The 15,509-nt window shown below is 73.0% G+C and carries 15 protein-coding genes; 10 read left to right on the top strand and 5 right to left on the bottom strand.

Annotated elements, in window-relative coordinates; all coding sequences use genetic code 11:
* Positions 1-4: 4 nt before the first annotated feature.
* Entirely contained in the window at positions 5-898 is an 894-nt protein-coding gene (locus tag FLX08_RS02120) for a LysR family transcriptional regulator (RefSeq protein ID WP_244312282.1), read from the bottom strand.
* A gap of 80 nt (positions 899-978) precedes the next feature.
* Here FLX08_RS02120 and FLX08_RS02115 point away from each other — a divergent pair, with 80 nt between their 5' ends.
* Together FLX08_RS02115 and FLX08_RS02110 are read left to right on the top strand one after the other, a co-directional pair.
* Positions 979-1,869 (top strand): NAD-dependent epimerase/dehydratase family protein, encoded by an 891-nt coding sequence (locus FLX08_RS02115; RefSeq protein ID WP_142616468.1) that lies wholly within the window; start codon positions 979-981, stop codon positions 1,867-1,869.
* Complete coding sequence (locus FLX08_RS02110; RefSeq protein ID WP_142616467.1) at positions 1,854-2,759, top strand: aldo/keto reductase; 906 nt, start codon at positions 1,854-1,856, stop codon at positions 2,757-2,759. The genes FLX08_RS02115 and FLX08_RS02110 overlap by 16 nt, the downstream gene beginning before the upstream one ends.
* 19 nt (positions 2,760-2,778) lie before the next feature.
* On the opposite strand, the gene FLX08_RS02105 is transcribed toward FLX08_RS02110, so the two are convergent.
* The 4 genes from FLX08_RS02105 to FLX08_RS02090 form a co-directional block, all read right to left on the bottom strand.
* Positions 2,779-3,453 carry a neutral zinc metallopeptidase gene (locus tag FLX08_RS02105; RefSeq protein ID WP_244312215.1) on the bottom strand — a complete coding sequence of 225 codons (675 nt, stop codon included), beginning with the start codon at positions 3,451-3,453 and terminating at the stop codon, positions 2,779-2,781.
* A 70-nt stretch (positions 3,454-3,523) separates the two neighbouring features.
* On the bottom strand, positions 3,524-4,984 hold the full coding sequence (locus tag FLX08_RS02100) for a glutamate-cysteine ligase family protein (RefSeq protein ID WP_142616465.1): 1,461 nt from the start codon (positions 4,982-4,984) through the stop codon (positions 3,524-3,526).
* A 57-nt stretch (positions 4,985-5,041) separates the two neighbouring features.
* Positions 5,042-5,680, bottom strand: coding sequence for a response regulator (locus FLX08_RS02095; RefSeq protein WP_142616464.1), 639 nt, complete (start codon positions 5,678-5,680; stop codon positions 5,042-5,044).
* Positions 5,677-6,852 carry an ATP-binding protein gene (locus FLX08_RS02090; protein ID WP_425280608.1) on the bottom strand — a complete coding sequence of 392 codons (1,176 nt, stop codon included), beginning with the start codon at positions 6,850-6,852 and terminating at the stop codon, positions 5,677-5,679. The genes FLX08_RS02095 and FLX08_RS02090 overlap by 4 nt, the downstream gene beginning before the upstream one ends.
* 143 nt (positions 6,853-6,995) lie before the next feature.
* Here FLX08_RS02090 and FLX08_RS02085 point away from each other — a divergent pair, with 143 nt between their 5' ends.
* The 8 genes from FLX08_RS02085 to FLX08_RS02050 all read left to right on the top strand — a co-directional run bounded on the left by FLX08_RS02085 (position 6,996) and on the right by FLX08_RS02050 (position 15,504).
* The gene (locus tag FLX08_RS02085; protein WP_142616462.1) at positions 6,996-9,206 is read left to right on the top strand and encodes a PspC domain-containing protein; all 2,211 of its coding nucleotides are present in this window, start codon (positions 6,996-6,998) and stop codon (positions 9,204-9,206) included.
* Positions 9,196-9,402 carry a hypothetical protein gene (locus FLX08_RS02080; RefSeq protein WP_142616461.1) on the top strand — a complete coding sequence of 69 codons (207 nt, stop codon included), beginning with the start codon at positions 9,196-9,198 and terminating at the stop codon, positions 9,400-9,402. The genes FLX08_RS02085 and FLX08_RS02080 overlap by 11 nt, the downstream gene beginning before the upstream one ends.
* A 61-nt stretch (positions 9,403-9,463) precedes the next feature.
* Positions 9,464-10,051, top strand: a complete 588-nt coding sequence (locus FLX08_RS02075; protein WP_244312207.1) for a CGNR zinc finger domain-containing protein — start codon at positions 9,464-9,466, stop codon at positions 10,049-10,051.
* A 147-nt stretch (positions 10,052-10,198) separates the two neighbouring features.
* Positions 10,199-10,642, top strand: coding sequence for a VOC family protein (locus FLX08_RS02070; RefSeq protein ID WP_142616460.1), 444 nt, complete (start codon positions 10,199-10,201; stop codon positions 10,640-10,642).
* A gap of 2 nt (positions 10,643-10,644) precedes the next feature.
* Positions 10,645-11,526 carry a pyridoxamine 5'-phosphate oxidase family protein gene (locus FLX08_RS02065; protein WP_142616459.1) on the top strand — a complete coding sequence of 294 codons (882 nt, stop codon included), beginning with the start codon at positions 10,645-10,647 and terminating at the stop codon, positions 11,524-11,526.
* A gap of 65 nt (positions 11,527-11,591) precedes the next feature.
* Entirely contained in the window at positions 11,592-12,128 is a 537-nt protein-coding gene (locus FLX08_RS02060; RefSeq protein ID WP_142616458.1) for a PadR family transcriptional regulator, read from the top strand.
* 56 nt (positions 12,129-12,184) lie between these two features.
* The gene (locus FLX08_RS02055; protein ID WP_142616610.1) at positions 12,185-12,868 is read left to right on the top strand and encodes an ABC transporter ATP-binding protein; all 684 of its coding nucleotides are present in this window, start codon (positions 12,185-12,187) and stop codon (positions 12,866-12,868) included.
* Positions 12,865-15,504 carry an FtsX-like permease family protein gene (locus tag FLX08_RS02050; RefSeq protein WP_142616457.1) on the top strand — a complete coding sequence of 880 codons (2,640 nt, stop codon included), beginning with the start codon at positions 12,865-12,867 and terminating at the stop codon, positions 15,502-15,504. The genes FLX08_RS02055 and FLX08_RS02050 overlap by 4 nt, the downstream gene beginning before the upstream one ends.
* The last annotated feature ends 5 nt before the right edge of the window (positions 15,505-15,509 follow it).

Genomic DNA, 15,509 nt, shown 5'->3' with positions numbered 1-15,509 from the left:
TCCCTCACCCGTGACCACCCGGCGACAGGAGTTCGCACAGCGCGTCGACGTACGGCTGGGCGGGGCCGCGGTCGCGACGGGAGGTCGCGATGCCGATGAACCGGGACGGGCTGGGCGGCTCAAGGGGGATCGCGACCACGTCCGGGCCCGGCGTGAGCGAGATCTCCGGGATGAGCGCGACGCCCACGCCCGCGGTGACCAGGGACTGCGCGAAGAAGTAGTCGGTGGCGCTGCACGAGATCCGCAGCTCGAAGCCGGCCAGCTCGGCATAGCGGCGAAGGAGGTCCACGGTTTTCAGGCATCCGAGGATCCAGCGTTCGGCAGCGAGCTCGGCCAACTGGAGGCGGGCGCGCCCGGCCAGCGGATGCGTACGCGGAAGGACGACCCGGAGCGGGTCGGCCATCAGCGGGGTCCACGCCATGCCGGAGCGGTCGTCCGGACGAATCAGCGGGAGTCCGTCGAAGTGGTAGGCGAGGGCCAGGTCGGCGCGGCCCTCCCGCACCAGGGGCAGGCTGTCCTCCGGTTCGCGTTCGAGGATCGTCAGCTCGGCCTCCGGATGCTCGGCGACGAAGCGGCTGAGCGCCGGCGGTAGGAGACGGCGGCCCCCGCTGGCGAACGTCGCGATCGTGAACCTGGCCCGTGCGGTCGAGAGCCGGTCGATGCGCTCCTGGGCGTCGGTCAGCTCGGCGGCGATGGTCTCGGCGGTGTCGACGAGCATGCGCCCCGGCTCGGTGAGGACCACGCCGCGCGTGCTGCGCCGCACCACGGGGACGCCGAGGCCGCGTTCCAGCGCGGCGATCTGCTGCGAGACGGCCGAAGGGGTGAGCCGCAGGGCCGCGGCCGCCCGGTTGAAGCTGCCGTGGCGGGCGACCTCCCGCAGCACGCCGAGCCGATGCACATCGATCAACAGTTTTCCTTACGACCGGCTAAGAAGATCGCCACTACCGCTGACGACTATACGCGGCCACCCTGATCGTCATGAGCGAGATGTGCGTCATCGGCGGAAGCCGATACTTCGGCAGGCGGCTGATCGAGAACCTGCGCGACGCGGGGACGGCCGTCACGGTCGTCAACCGCGGATCGGCCCCGGCGCCCGAGGGCGTGACGCACCTGCGGGCCGACCGCGACGACGAGGACGCCCTGCGCCGCGTCCTGGGCGACCGCCACTTCGACGCGGTGATCGACCAGGTCTGCTACACGCCGGTGCAGGCGGCCGTCGCGCTGCGGGTGTTCGCGGGCAGGACCACGCGTTACGTCATGACCTCGACCGTCGAGGTGTACGCCCACCTGGACGGCCCGCCGCACGCGGAAGACGCGGTCGATCCCGCCGCCTGGCCGGTGGCGACGGACCTGCCGTGGGACGACCCGGCGTTCCTCGACGCCAACTACGGCGAGGGCAAGCGTCAGGCGGAGGCGGTCTTCACGCGTGACGCGGCATTCGGCTTCGTCGGCGTCCGCACCGCGCACGTGCTCGGCGGCGCGGACTTCACCGGACGGCTCGCGCACTACGTCCGCAGGATCCGGGCCGGCCTTCCGGTGATCGTGCATGACGATCCCCGGCCGGCGTCGTTCATCCACGAGCCGGAGATCGCGCGGTTCCTCGCCTGGGCCGCGCGGGCGGACTTCACCGGCCCGGTCAACGCCGCCTCGCACGGCACCCTGGACGTACGGCACCTGTGCGCGGCCATCGGCGAGACCGTGTACGCGGTCGGCGCGGACACCTCGCCGTTCTCCTTCGACCGCGGCTATGCCATGGACAACGGCCGGGCCACGGCGCTCGGCTTCCGCTTCTCGCACATCGCCGACTGGCTGCCGTCGGTCGTCCAGGAGGCGCTCGCCGGGGAGGAGCGGACATGCGCACCCGCCTGATCGGAGACGTCCCGGTGAGCGCCGTCGGCCTCGGCGCCATGCCGCTGTCCATCGAGGGCCGGCCCGACGAGGCCAGGGCGATCGCGACGATCCACGCCGCCCTCGACGCGGGCGTCACGCTGATCGACACCGCGGACTCCTACCACTGGCACGCCGGCGAGATCGGCCACAACGAACGGCTGATCGCCCGCGCTCTCGCCTCCTACGGCGGCGACGTGAGCGGGGTCCTCGTCGCCACCAAGGGCGGCCGCGGCCGCCCCGGAGACGGCTCGTGGACGGTGAACGGCGACCCGCGCTACATCAGACGGGCCTGCGAGGCGTCGCTCAAGCGGCTCGGCACCGACGCGATCGGGCTCTACCAGCTCCACAAGCCCGACCCGGACGTCCCCTTCGCCGAGTCGGTCGGCGCGCTCCGCGACCTGCTCGACGAAGGCAAGATCCGGATGGCCGGGATCTCGAACGCCGGCGTGCGGCAGATCCGCGAGGCCGACCGGGAGCTCGGCGGCCGTCTGGCCTCGGTGCAGAACCGCTACTCCCCCGCCGTACGGGACAGCGAGGCAGAGCTCCGCCTGTGCACCCTGCTCGGCGTCGCCTTCCTGCCCTGGAGCCCCCTCGGCGGCATCTCCCGAAGCGCCCTGGACAGCCCTCTGAGCAACCCTCTGGACAGCCCTCTGGACTGTGACGATCCCGCCGGTGGGACGGCGTTCCACGTGATCGCCCGCCGGCGTGGCGTGAGCCCGCAGCGGGTCTGCCTGGCCTGGCACCTGGCCCGCTCCCCGCGGGTCGTCCCCATCCCCGGCGCCAGCCGTCCCTCGTCCGTCCGCGACTCCGCCGGAGCCGCCGAGCTGACGCTCACCGCCGACGAGCTCGCCGAGCTCGACCGGCCGTGACTCGACCGGGCGTGAGGAGTCAGCAGGTCACCACACCCTCGGTGTAGCCCTGGGCGAACGACCGCTGGCGCTGCTCCGGAGTGCCGTGGGCGTCCGGAGTCCACCAGACGTCGGTGGGGTCGCCCGCCGCCTGGAGGTTGATGAGCAGCTCCTCCTCGTCGCCCTGCTCCGCGCTCAGCACCCCCGCCTGGATGAGGCCGCCCAGCGCGGCGCCCGCGTAGCAGTCGGCCTGGAGCTCTCGCTGCACGTTGAAGCTGAAGTTGCCGACTAACTGGGCCTGCACGGCGTGCCCCAGCTCGTGCGGGATCACGACGTAGACCGCCCCGTCGCCCAACTGGTCGTACATCGCCTTGAGCCAGACCGCGTCGTAGGCGATGAAATGGCCGATCGGGCAATAGAAGGCGTTTTCCGGCACAGCCGCCTGCCCACCGCAGTCGGGACCATCGGTGCCCTGATAGGCAACGAAGCGGGTGATCGGGCGATATTGCGCGTCGTTCTCCTGGAATCGTTGCGCCCAGAACCACTCGGTGAGGCACCGGGCGAGTAGGACGTCGCCGGGAAAGTCGTCGCCGTTGCTCTCGCACGGCGTTCCCCGGGACGCCGCGTCTCCCGGCTCCGCCCGGTCGGGCGGGGAGCCGGGAAGCGTGCCGCAGGAGGCGACAAGGGTCGCCAGGAGCACAAGCGCGGCAAGCATTCGGCGAGGCATTGCCATAGGAATACCCATTTATGCCGCAAAGATGGGCACCGTCACCGAATTGCAAGTTTCACATGCCCCAGCTGTGGACGGGCTCGTTGGTGTGCATGTGCTCCAGATAGCGCAGGGTCATGCGGCGCAGCGCCTCATAGTCGCCACCGAACGCGCGGGCCGTCCTGACCTGCCAGTCCGCCCCCGTACGGCCGGTCACGCAGCGCCGTTCGATGATGCCGAGCAGCCGGTCGCGCTGGACGGGGTCGACCTCCCACAGGTCGAGCCCGTGGTAGGCCATCGGCAGCAGCCTGCGCAGGATCAGCTCGGCGGCGGGCACCTCCCCCAGGCCGGGCCAGTAGAGGCGGGCGTCGAGGCCATACCGCGCGGCGTTGCGGAGGTTGTCCTCGGCCGCGGCGAAGGACATGCGCGTCCACACGGTCCGCTCGGCCGCCGGGAGCACCCGCATGAGCCCGTAGTAGAACGCGGCGTTGGCGGCGATGTCGGCCACCGTCGGCCCGGCGGGCAGCACGCGGTTCTCCACCCGCAGGTGGGGGACGCCGTCGGAGACGTCGTAGACGGGCCGGTTCCAGCGATAGACGGTGCCGTTGTGCAGGCGCAGTTCGTGCAGCTCGGGCACCCCGCCGTCGTCGAGCACCCGCCTCGGGTCCTCCTCGTCGCACAGCGGCAGCAGCGCGGGGAAGTAGCGGACGTTCTCCTCGAACAGGTCGAAGACCGACGTGATCCACCGCTCCCCGAACCAGACGCGCGGCCGCACGCCCTGGACCTTCAGCTCCTCGGGCCGGGTGTCGGTGGCCTGCTCGAACAGGCTGATCCTGGTCTCGCGCCACAGCTCCTTGCCGAACAGGTACGGCGAGTTGGCGGCGACCGCGACCTGCGGACCTGCGATGGCCTGGGCCGCGTTCCAGTGGTCGGCGAACCTCTCCGGGCTGACCTGCAGGTGGAGCTGCACGCTCGTGCACGCCGCCTCGGGGGTGATGCTGTCGGCGTAGGTGTCGAGCACGTCCACCCCCTCGATCACGAGGTGCAGGTCTTCGCCCCGGGCGGCGAAGATCTGCTCGTTCAGCAGCGCGTAGCGGGGGTTGGCCGACAGCGTCCCCTCGTGGACGTCGCTCTCGCGCAGCGTCGGCAGGATGCCGACCAGCATGAGCTGACCGCCGACGCGCGCCGCCCGCTCCTGCGCCCGGTTGAGGCGCAGCCGTACGGACTCCTCCAGCAGGCGGCCGCCCTCGCCGGCCAGGACCTGGGGCGGGATGTTGATCTCGACGTTGAACTGGCCCAGCTCCGTCGCCCAGTCGGGCTCCGCGATGGCGGCCAGCACCTCGGCGTTCTTCATCGCCGGCTCGCCCCGGGAGTCGACGAGGTTCAGCTCGATCTCCAGGCCCGCCTGGGGCCGGTCGAACGCGAACCGCGACTCCCGCAGCATCTCGGCCAGCACGTCGAGCGACAGCTTCACCTTGTCCCGGTAGCGACGGCGGTCCTCCCGGCTGAAGGAGACGGAGGGTACGTCACGGCCCATGCACTGAGCGTCGCACGCCGGAAGGCGATCGCACCAGACGGGTTCGCTCGGACGGGGTCAGACCAGACGTCGTGCGGTGGCCCAGCGCGACAGCTCGTGCCGGTTGGACAGCTGCAGCTTGCGCAGCACGCTCGACACGTGCGTCTCGACGGTCTTCACCGAGATGAACAGCTCCTTGGCGATCTCCTTGTAGGCGTAGCCCCGGGCGATCAGCCGCAGCACCTCGCGCTCCCGCTGGGTGAGCGAGTCGAGCTCCGGGTCGATGGGCGGGGCCTCCGTCGAGGCGAACGCGTCGAGCACGAACCCGGCAAGCCGCGGCGAGAACACCGCGTCGCCCTCGGACACCCGGATGATCGCGTCGGTCAGCTCGGCGCCGCTGATCGTCTTGGTCACGTAGCCCCGGGCGCCGCCGCGGATGACCCCGATCACGTCCTCGGCCGCGTCCGACACCGACAGCGCGAGGAAGCGCACCTGGGAGCCGGAGCCGAGCACGCGCCGCAGCACCTCCTGGCCGCCGCCGCCCGGCATGTGCACGTCGAGCAGCACCACGTCGGGCTCCAGCTCGCCGATCGCCGTCACCGCCGACTCCACGTCCTCGGCCTCGCCGATCACCTGGATCGACGGACCCAGCTCGGCCCGTACGCCGGACCGGAACAGCCGGTGGTCGTCAACGATCAGCACGCGTACGGTCTTCATTTTTCCCTCTTCATGGTCAGCATGACCTCGGTTCCGTCGCCCGGCTCGGTCCTGACCCGGGCGCTTCCCCCGTTGCGCTCCATCCTGCCGATGATCGACTGGCGGATGCCCATCCTGTCACCGGGGACGTCGTCGAGCACGAAGCCCTTGCCCCGGTCACGGACGAACACCGTCACCTCGTCGGGCTCGACCTCGGCATAGACGGAGACGACCGGAGCCCCACTGTATTTGCACGCGTTGACCATCGCCTGCCGGGCGGCGTGCAGCAGGGCCACCAGGCCCTCGTCGAGCTCGCAGTCGCCCACGCAGACCACCTCGATCTGCACGCCGTGGGCGTCCTCCTCCTCGGCCGCGACCCGTCGTACGGCCGCCGCGAGGGTGGCGTCGGCGTCCTGCTTGGGCTGGTAGAGCCAGTTGCGCAGCTCACGCTCCTGCGACCGGGCGAGCCGGGCGACCTCCCGCGCGTCGTGGGCGTTGCGCTGGATCAGGGTCAGCGTGTGCAGCACCGAGTCGTGGACGTGAGCGGCCACCTCGGCCCGCTCCTCCTGCCTGATGCGCTCGGTGCGCTCCCGCTGCAGCTCCTTCATGAGCGTGGCCAGCCAGGGCGCGGCGATCATCAGCATGCCGCCGACGACGACCGCGGTGAACACGAGCCCGGTCCTGGCCTTCGCCAGCTCGCCGCTCGCGGCCAGGAAGCCGATCGCGCCCACGACCACCAGCAGCGCGCCGATGCCGGTGCGCACCCAGGTCGTGCTGACCTGCTTGACCGCGCCCGACATCCACCGCTGCCGCCGTCCCGGGTCGGCCTGCTGCCACAGGATCAGCGCGCCGATGCCGCCGACCGCGATCGGCCACGTGCCGAACCCCCCGCTGGAGGCGCCCGTCATCCACGCGAAGCCCGCCAGCGCCAGCCACAGCACGCCGTACGCGGCGAGCTGGCCCCACTCACGGGCCGGCGCGCGGCCCTTCACCTCCTCCTTGGGGGTGAACATCCACAGCGCGGCGTACGCCACGACGCCCAGCCCGTCGATGACGGTGAGCAGCACGAACGCGAGGCGCAGCACGACCGGGTCGAGCCGCAGCTGGGCGGCGGCGCCCTGGGCGACGCCCGCGACCACCCGGCCCGAGGCGGGCCGGACCATCCGGGGATACGCCGCGGGGGCGTTAGGCATCTCAGACATCTCGGGAAGCATCGTCACACGTCACCGGCCATGAGCGCATCAGGGCATGCCCTGACGCCACCCCTGAGGGTTCGGGGACGAGTCAGGGGTTCCCCCGATGGCACGGGCATGGCGCGCGAGGCCAGGATGGGACCATGACCGAGGCACCACCGACACCCGCTCCCGACTCCCCCGGCACGCCCGAGCCCGAGAAGGTGCTGAGCCGCTCCAGGGACGGGCGCATGATCACGGGCGTCTGCGCGGGTCTCGGCAGGTTCACCGGCATGGACCCCGTGCTCTTCCGGGTCGGCTTCGGCGTGCTCGTCCTCGCCTCCGGCACCGGCGTCCTGCTGTACATCGCGGCGTTCCTGCTGATGCGCCAGCCGAGCGGCGGCCCCGGCCACCTGGAGCAGTGGACCCGGCGGATGTTCGACGCCGAGACCGTGCTGGCGCTGCTGGCCGCGGTCTTCGCGTTCGGCCTGATCATCAACGTCGCGTCCGGAGGGATCAACCGCGGCACGATCGTGGTCGGCACGCTGCTGGCCATCGTGCTGATGGCCGCCCACACGCGCGGCGTCGACCTGCTGACGATGGCCAAGTCGATGCCCGAACGGGCGACCGGACGGCGCGGCATGACCCGGGCCACCCCGAACTTCGCGCCGTTCGCGCCCTTCGCCGAGCCGCCCGCGCGAGAGCCGTACGAGGGGGGAAGGCCGGCGACGGAGACACCGCTGCGGGAGACCCCGGCGCCGCAGGCCCAGGCCCAGCGCTCCGCGGCCGACACGACGGACCGGGTGGATACGGCGGGCGCCGCCGGCTCGGCAGGCACCGCAGGCACGGCGGACGCAACGAGCGCGGCGGGCACCGCCGGCACGAGGGACCCCGCGGCTCCGCGCCCGGCCTCGGACGGTGCAGCGGACAGTGCGGCGGACACAACGGACGCAGGCCCGGCCTCGGACGGTGCAGCGGACAGTGCGGCGGACACAACGGACGCAGGCCCGGCCGCGGACAAGACTGCGGACGACACCGCGATCCACCACAGGACGGTCCCCGCCGCGGCCGTGGGCGACACCGCGATCCACGACAGGACGGTCCCGCCCGCGGCCGTGGGCGACACCGCGATCCACGACACGATCGCCCAGGACTCGGTGGCGGCGCCGGCGAAGGCCGTGGACGACACACTCGTCCAGGAGACCGTCTCCGGAGACGCGACGGCACCGGTGGGACGGGCCGACGGCGACCCGCCGACCCGGCCCTTCGAACCCCTCGCCCGGCTGGCGGCGGAGCCCGCCCCCGGCACGTTCACCCCGGACCCGAACACCCCATCTCCGGATGCCGCAGCTCCGAATGTCCCTGGTCCGGACGCCTCCAGCCTCGGAGGCCCGGCCGGCTGGGCTCCGCGAACAGCTCCAGGCGCGCCCGGCCCCTCCGTCTCCGCGCCTCCGGCCGACGCCGGCTATCGGCGGCTGTCCGACCTGGCCCGCGAGGCGCGGGCGGGCGCGTACGGCGACGGCGGCGCCCGCGACCACGGCATGCGAGGGCAGGGCATGCGAGGGCAGGGCATGCGAGGACACGCGGGCGGCGGGCACGGGGCAGGCGGGCACGGCTTCGGGGCCGGAGAGCCCTTCGCCCCCCACGGCCCCTATTCGAGGGGGCGGGAGCCACACCAGCCCTACGGGACGCCCTATCCTCCCCCGCCGAGCCCCTACGCCCCGCCTGTGCCGCCGCCCCCGCGGCCGCCGAAGGCGAAGCGGCCCAGGTCGTTCGTCGGCGGCCTCACCATCTGCCTCGCCCTGATCGTTGGAGGGATCATGGTCACCATGCAGCGGACCGGCTCAGGCTCGGTCGGCCTGCCGGTCGTCGGCGGGGCGGTCCTCGTCACGATCGGGGTGGGCCTGCTGGTCGCGGCGTGGGTCGGCCGGGGTGCCGCGCTGATCGCCGCGGGCACGCTCGTGGCCCTCGTGCTGGTGGGAAGCTCGACGGTGAACGGCATCCCCCGCAAGATCGGCAGCTTCGTCTGGCATCCCGTCGGCGTCGTCCAGACGCCCGGCCCGTACGAGCTGGGCATCGGCGAGGGCAAACTCGACCTGAGCGACGTGACGCTCAAGCCGGGCGGCCGGGTGAGGTTCGACGCCTCGGTGTCGATGGGACAGCTCACGGTGGTCGTGCCGTCGACCGCCCGCGTGGAGGTGCACGGCTTCGCCAAGCTGGGCGAGGTGAGGATCGACCACAAGGTCGAGGACGGCAGCGACGTGCAGTTCGACCGCGTCCTCGAACCGGAGGCGCCCGTCGAGGGCGACGTGCCGACGATCGAGCTGTACGTCAAGGCCGGCCTCGGCGACGTGGAGGTGCGCCGTGGCGCCTGAGTCGCGACCCGAGCGCCCGCGCCGGGTGCACCGTACGAACTGGATGTCCCTGCTGTGCGGCCTGCTGTTCATCGGCATGGGGATCCGCTATCTGACCGCGCCGGAGCCCGACGCCGTCGTCATGGCGCCCGTCCTCGTCGGCGGGCTGGGCTTCGCGGCCTTCGTCGCCATCCTCGCCAAGGCCATCCGCCGCTGACGCCTCCGGCCGGCCTCCCGATCTCACGGGTGTGCCCGGCCGGCCGCGTTAGACTGAACCGGTGTCCTCGCTGCTGGTCCTGGAATTCGTGAGCACCGTCCGGGCGAACCGGTCCGGACTGGTGGACATGCTGGAGGACGTCGGCGGCCTCGCCGCCTGGGTCGGCGACCACGCGTCCGAGCTCGGCATCGACCCCGCCGCGTTCGTCGCCACCCCCGAGATGCGTGACGAGGTCGTGGCGCTGCGGCAGGCGATCCGCGCGCTGTTCGCCCGCGCCGTGGCCCCCGGGCCGGCGAGCGGCGCGGACGCGGCCCGGCTGCCGGCCTTCGAGCCCTCCCTCGATCTCGTGAACGCCACCGCGGCGGCGGTGCCCGTCGCCCCCCGGCTCGAATGGCCGCCGGACGAGGCACCCCGCGTCCGGACCCTGCCGGCCCGGGCCGCCGCCGACTCCGTACGCCTGCGGGCGGCCCTCGCGTCCGCCGCCGTCGAGCTGCTGGGCGGGCCGCAGCGGGAGCACCTGCGCGCCTGCCCGGCGCCCCGGTGTGTGCTGTATTTCGTCAGGGAGCACCCGCGCCAGGAGTGGTGCTCCGTGGCCTGCGGAAACCGCGCCCGCGCGGCCCGTCACTACCGGCAGCACAAGAACGCCTGACGCCCGGACGTCCCCGCTCTCGGGCCGCCTCTGCCACTCCGCACTCCGGCGGCGGTCCGGTTTCTAATGGACTTTGACGTGAATGTCCGTTAGTCTGCCTTCATCTTCTAACGGGTCAATCCATTAGAGCTGAACGAAGGAGCGGCCATGAGCTTCACCACGGGGCACGTCGGACTGAACGTCTCCGACCTCGACAGGTCGGTCGGCTTCTATCGGAAGGTGTTCGGCTTCGATCTGGCCGGGGAGTCGGCCGACGAGGCGCACCGCTACGCGTTCCTCGCCCAGGACGGCACGCTGGTGCTGACGCTGTGGCAGCAGAGCGAGGGCGCGTTCGCCGCCGGCCTTCCGGGGCTGCACCACCTGTCGTTCCAGGTGCCGGACATCGAGGACGTACGCAGGGCGGAGGCCGTCGTCCGGGAGACCGGGGCGACGATCCACCACGGCGGCATCGTCCCCCACCGCGAGGGCGGCTCCTCGGGCGGCCTGTTCTTCGAGGACCCCGACGGGATCCGGCTGGAGATCTACGCGCCGAGCGGCGCCGACGACCGCCCCGCTCCCCGGTCCGACGCTCCGACCTGCGGCTTCTTCTAGAGATGCGGCACGCGGGTGAGATCGCGGTCCAGCGCCGCGCGGGCGTCCGGCTGGACGGGCACGGATCGGCCCGCGTACGGGCCGAGATACCGGAGGCCGCCGCGCGGTTCCTGGAGTCGCAGCGCATGATCGTGATCGGCGCGGAGGACCATGAGGGCCGGGTGTGGGCCGCGCCGCTCACCGGCGGGGCGGGCTTCGCCGCGGCGGCCGGCGATCGCGCGATCGTCGTGGACGCGGTGCCCGGCGCGCCGCTCGCGGGCGTGTTCGACGAGGAGCACGACATCGGCATGCTGGGCATCGAGCCCTGGTCCCGGCGCCGGATGCGGGTCAACGGCCGGGCCCGGCGGGACGGCGAGCGGCTCGTCGTACGGACCGAGCAGGTGTATTCGAACTGCCCCAAATATCTGCAGAAGAGGGTGATCACCGAGGATCTGGAGCCCGGCGAGCGGACGTCGCGGTCCGGAGACCGCCTGACGGAGGCCCAGCAGAAGTGGATCGGCGCCACCGACACCTTCTTCGTCGCGACGCACGCGCCCGGGCTCGGCTCGGACGTCTCGCACCGGGGCGGCAACCCCGGGTTCGTCGAGGTGGTGGACGCCCGGCGGCTCGTCTGGCCCGACTACGCGGGCAACCTCATGTACATGACCCTCGGCAACCTGGAGCTCAACCCCGCCGCCGGGCTGCTCTTCCTCGACTGGACCACCGGCGACGCGCTGCACCTGACCGGCAGCGCGCGGGTCGACTGGGACCCGCGCGAGGTGCCGGGCGCGCAGCGGCTCGTGGAGTTCGACGTCGAGCGGGTGCTCCAGGTCGGCGGCGCGAGCCCGCTGCGCTGGGCGTTCGAGGAGTTTTCCCGGTTCAACCCGCCCGTCAGGGGTGCGTGAGGGACGCACCCCCGAGGGGCTCGGCCGGTAGCCAAGAGCATACTCCGTATGCATACTGAGTATCCATGTCGGTACGACACGGCCTGCTCGCCCTGCTGAGCCGGGGCCCGCGCTACGGCTACCAGCTCAGGGCCGAGTTCGAGGCGTCCACGGCGACGACCTGGCCCCTGAACATCGGGCAGGTCTACACGACGCTGTCCCGCCTCGAACGCGACGGCCTGGTGTCCCGCGACGACCAGGGCGGCCAGGACGAGCAGGGCCGGGTCCGCTACGCCATCACCGCGGAAGGCCGCGACGAGCTCGACCGGTGGTTCGCCAAACCCGTCTCCCGGGCCGACCGGCCCCGTAACGAGCTCGTCATCAAGCTCGCGATGGCGGTCACCACGCCCGGCGTGGACGTGGCGGCGGTCATCCGGGCGCAGCGCTCCGCGACCATGCGGAGCCTGCAGGAGCTCACCCGCGCCCTGCGGACCCTCGACGCGTCCACCGAGGCCGCCCAGCGCCTGGTCGTCGACTCGATGATCTTCCATGCCGAGGCCGAGCAGCGCTGGCTCGACCACTGCGAGGCCGTCCTCGCCCGTCCCTCCGAGGAGAACCCGTGACCGAAACCCGACCTCCGGACCGGTTGCCCGCGCCGGACGGCGAGCCGGTCGTGCGCATGACCGGCGTCGTACGCGTCCACGGCGAGGGGACGGGAGCCGTCCACGCGCTGCGGCGCGTCAGCCTGGACGTCGCCGCCGGGGAACTGGTCGCGGTGATGGGCCCGTCCGGGTCCGGCAAGTCCACCCTGCTCAACCTCGCGGGCGGGCTCGACCGGCCGACGGAGGGATCGGTCGTCCTCGAAGGCCGGGAGCTGCGGGATCTGTCCCCGAAACAACTGGCGGAGCTACGCCGCAGGAGCGCCGGATATGTCTTCCAGGACCTCAACCTCATCCCGTCGCTGACCGTCGCCGAGAACGTCGCGCTCCCGCGCGAGCTGGACGGCGTCCGTACGGCGAGGGCGAGGGCGGAGGCGACGGCGGTGCTGGAGGAGGTCGGGCTGGCGGACCTCGGCGACCGGTTCCCCGACGACCTGTCGGGCGGCCAGCGCCAGAGGGCCGCCATCGCCCGGGCGCTCGTCGGGCGGCGGAGGCTGCTGCTGGCCGACGAGCCGACCGGCGCCCTCGACACCCGCGGCGGCGACGAGATCATCCAGGTGCTCCGGCAGCGGGCCGACGCGGGAGCCGCCGTGCTGCTGGTCACCCACGAACCCCGCTATGCGGCCTGGGCCGACCGCGTCGTCTTCCTCAAGGACGGGCGGGTCGTCGACTCGTCCGCCGCGGGGATGGAGACCGCCCGATGAGCCCGATGCATGGGAGCGGGGTGAGAGCGGCCTTACGGATCTCCCGCCGCAACGCCCTGCGGTCGAAACGGCGCAGCGCGCTGATCCTCGCGATGATCGGCCTTCCGGTCGCCCTCGCCGTCTTCTCGCTGACCGCCCTCTTCGCTTTGGCGGGAACCGACCGCCAGCACTACCCGATCGGACAGGCCGACGCGGTGGTGACCGGCGCCCACGGGTGGGCGGGCCTCACCCAGGACGCATGGGGCAACGCCCAGGACGCACAGGGCAACGGCGTCTCCGCACAGCCGGGCGAGGGGCCGTTCACGCAGGCCGAGGTCACGGCGCTGCTCGCGCCCGGCAGCCGGGTCATCCCGGCGGCCCGGGGGACGTTCCGCTACCTGACCCCGCAGGGGTACGAGACGGGAGAGATCCGTCAGGTCGATCTCCGCGATCCGATGTCCCGGGGCACCTTCCGGCTGACTGAGGGGAGGCTGCCCGTCGCTCCCGGCGAGGCGGTGGTGTCCGCCGAGCGGCTGAACAGGGACGACGCTCCGGCTGTCGCTCCGGGGGTGACGCTCCTCGTCGGCGAGGAACGCCGCCCGGTGCGGGTCGTCGGCGTGGCCATGTTCGCCATGGCGGGAATCGAGCCCACGCTCGCGACCTTCCCCGGCAGTCTGCCGGCCGACGCCTTCGGGCCGGTCGACTCCGAGCTGATGTCACGCGCCTGGCTCGTGGACTCTCCGCGGCCGGTGACGTGGGCGGACGTGCGGCGGTTGAACGCGCAGGGCCTCGTCGTCGGCCGGGCCGTCATCGACCGGCTCCCGGCGGACGAGTCGCCCTCGCGTGTGTCCGACCTCGTGCGGGCCGTGCCGTGGGTCGCGATCATGCTGCTGGAGGTCGTCCTGCTGGCCGGGCCGGCCTTCGCCGTCGGGCGGCTGCGCAGGTCGCGCGAGTTCGCGCTGGTGGCCGTCCAGGGCGGCTCCCCCGCACACCTGCGGACGATCGCGATCGCCGACGGTCTGCTGTTCGGCGTGGTCGCCTCCGCGCTCGGCGCGGCGCTGGGCCTCGTCGCGGCCCCGCTCGCGACGCCGCTGCTGGAGTGGCGGGCCGGGGTCCTGCTGGGCCCGTTCGACGTCCCCTGGGCCGGGGTCGCGATGGTCGCGATGCTGGGCGTCGTCGCGGGACTGCTGGCCGCGCTCGCCCCGGCCGTCGCGGCGAGCCGTACGGACCCGGTCGCGGTGCTGTCGGGCCGGCGCGAGCGGGGCCGTGAGCGGGCGGGCCGTCCGGTGCTGGGAACCGTGCTCGTCGTCGCGGGCACGGCGGCGACCATCGCGAGCGCGGGTCACGACATCGCCTGGACCGCGACCTCGGCCCTGGTCACCCAGCTCGGCCTGGTCGCCCTGGTGCCGGTGTTCCTCGCGGCGACGGCCCGGCTCGCCGCCCGGCTTCCCCTGCCGCTCCGGTTCGCCGCCAGGGACGCCGTACGCAACAGGGGCCGTACGGCGCCCGCCGTCGCGGCGGTGATGACCGCGGTCGTGGCGCTCGTGTCGGTGGGGGTGGCCGGGCACAGCGTGGTCGCGCAGAGATCGGTGCTCGACTACGCGCAGGCTCCGGCCGGGGCTCTCCAGGTGACCGGGCCGGACCTCACTCCCGAGCTCTGGGACCGGGTGCGCTCCGCCGTACGCGAGGAACTGCCCGCCGGCGTGCCGCTGATCGAGGCGCGGATGCTCGCGACCCGCTCCGGCGCCCCGCTGTACGCCTTCGTGCCGGACGACGCCTCGGAATCCCACAGGATGGTGGTGTCAGACGCGGCCGGGTCCGGCGGACTGCTGGTGGGCGGCGAGGACCTGCTCCGCTACGTGCTGCGGCGCGAGGACCCCGGCGCAGTGGCGGCGCTCCGCGAGGGGAAACCGGTCGTGCTCAACCCCGACGTGATCCGTCAGGGTGAGGTGCGCATCGAACTGGCGCCCGCGACCGGAGAGGAGGCCCCTCCGCCGCTCACCCTGCCCGCCGTCGGCGTGCGGCCCACCGGGCAGGGCTGGGCCCGCGTGGTCGTCTCACCCGAGGTGGCGGCGAAGAACGGGTATGCCGCGGTCACCTGCATGCTCGTGGTGGACCCCGCGGACTTCCGCACTCCGCAGGCGACGGCCGGCCGGATCGCCGCGAAGGTGGAACGGATCACCGGCATGGCCGTCGTGCGGCTCGAGACTCCGCAGACGCCCGGCGACACGCTCTTCCTGGTCGTGCTGGGCATCGCCGCGGCCGTGCTCGTGCTGGGGATGACGTCCGTCGCGACCATGCTGGCCGCCGTCGAGGCGCGCCCCGACCTGGAGACCATGTCGGCCGTGGGGGCGGCGCCGCGCGTGAAGCGGGCCGTCGTCGCCGGGCAGGCACTGGTGATCGCGCTGCTGGGCTCGGTCGCGGGCGTGCTCGCCGGTCTCGCCCCGGGCGTCGCCGCGGCCTGGCGGCCCGCCCCCTTCCCCGCGGTGGTCGTGCGCGCCGACGGAACGACGACGATGGTGCCCGCGGACCCGGCGATCGCGATCCCCTGGGCGCTCATCGGCCTGCTCGTCGTGGGGCTCCCCCTGCTGGCCGCGCTCGGCGGCGCCGCGTTCACCCGGTCGCGCCTGCCGCTCCCCCGGCGCAGGGCGACCTGACCGGC

The organism is Microbispora hainanensis (genome assembly GCF_006874475.1).
In the GTDB taxonomy this organism is placed as follows: Bacteria; Actinomycetota; Actinomycetes; order Streptosporangiales; family Streptosporangiaceae; genus Microbispora; species Microbispora hainanensis.
This window is presented reverse-complemented; position numbering and strand designations above follow the sequence as displayed.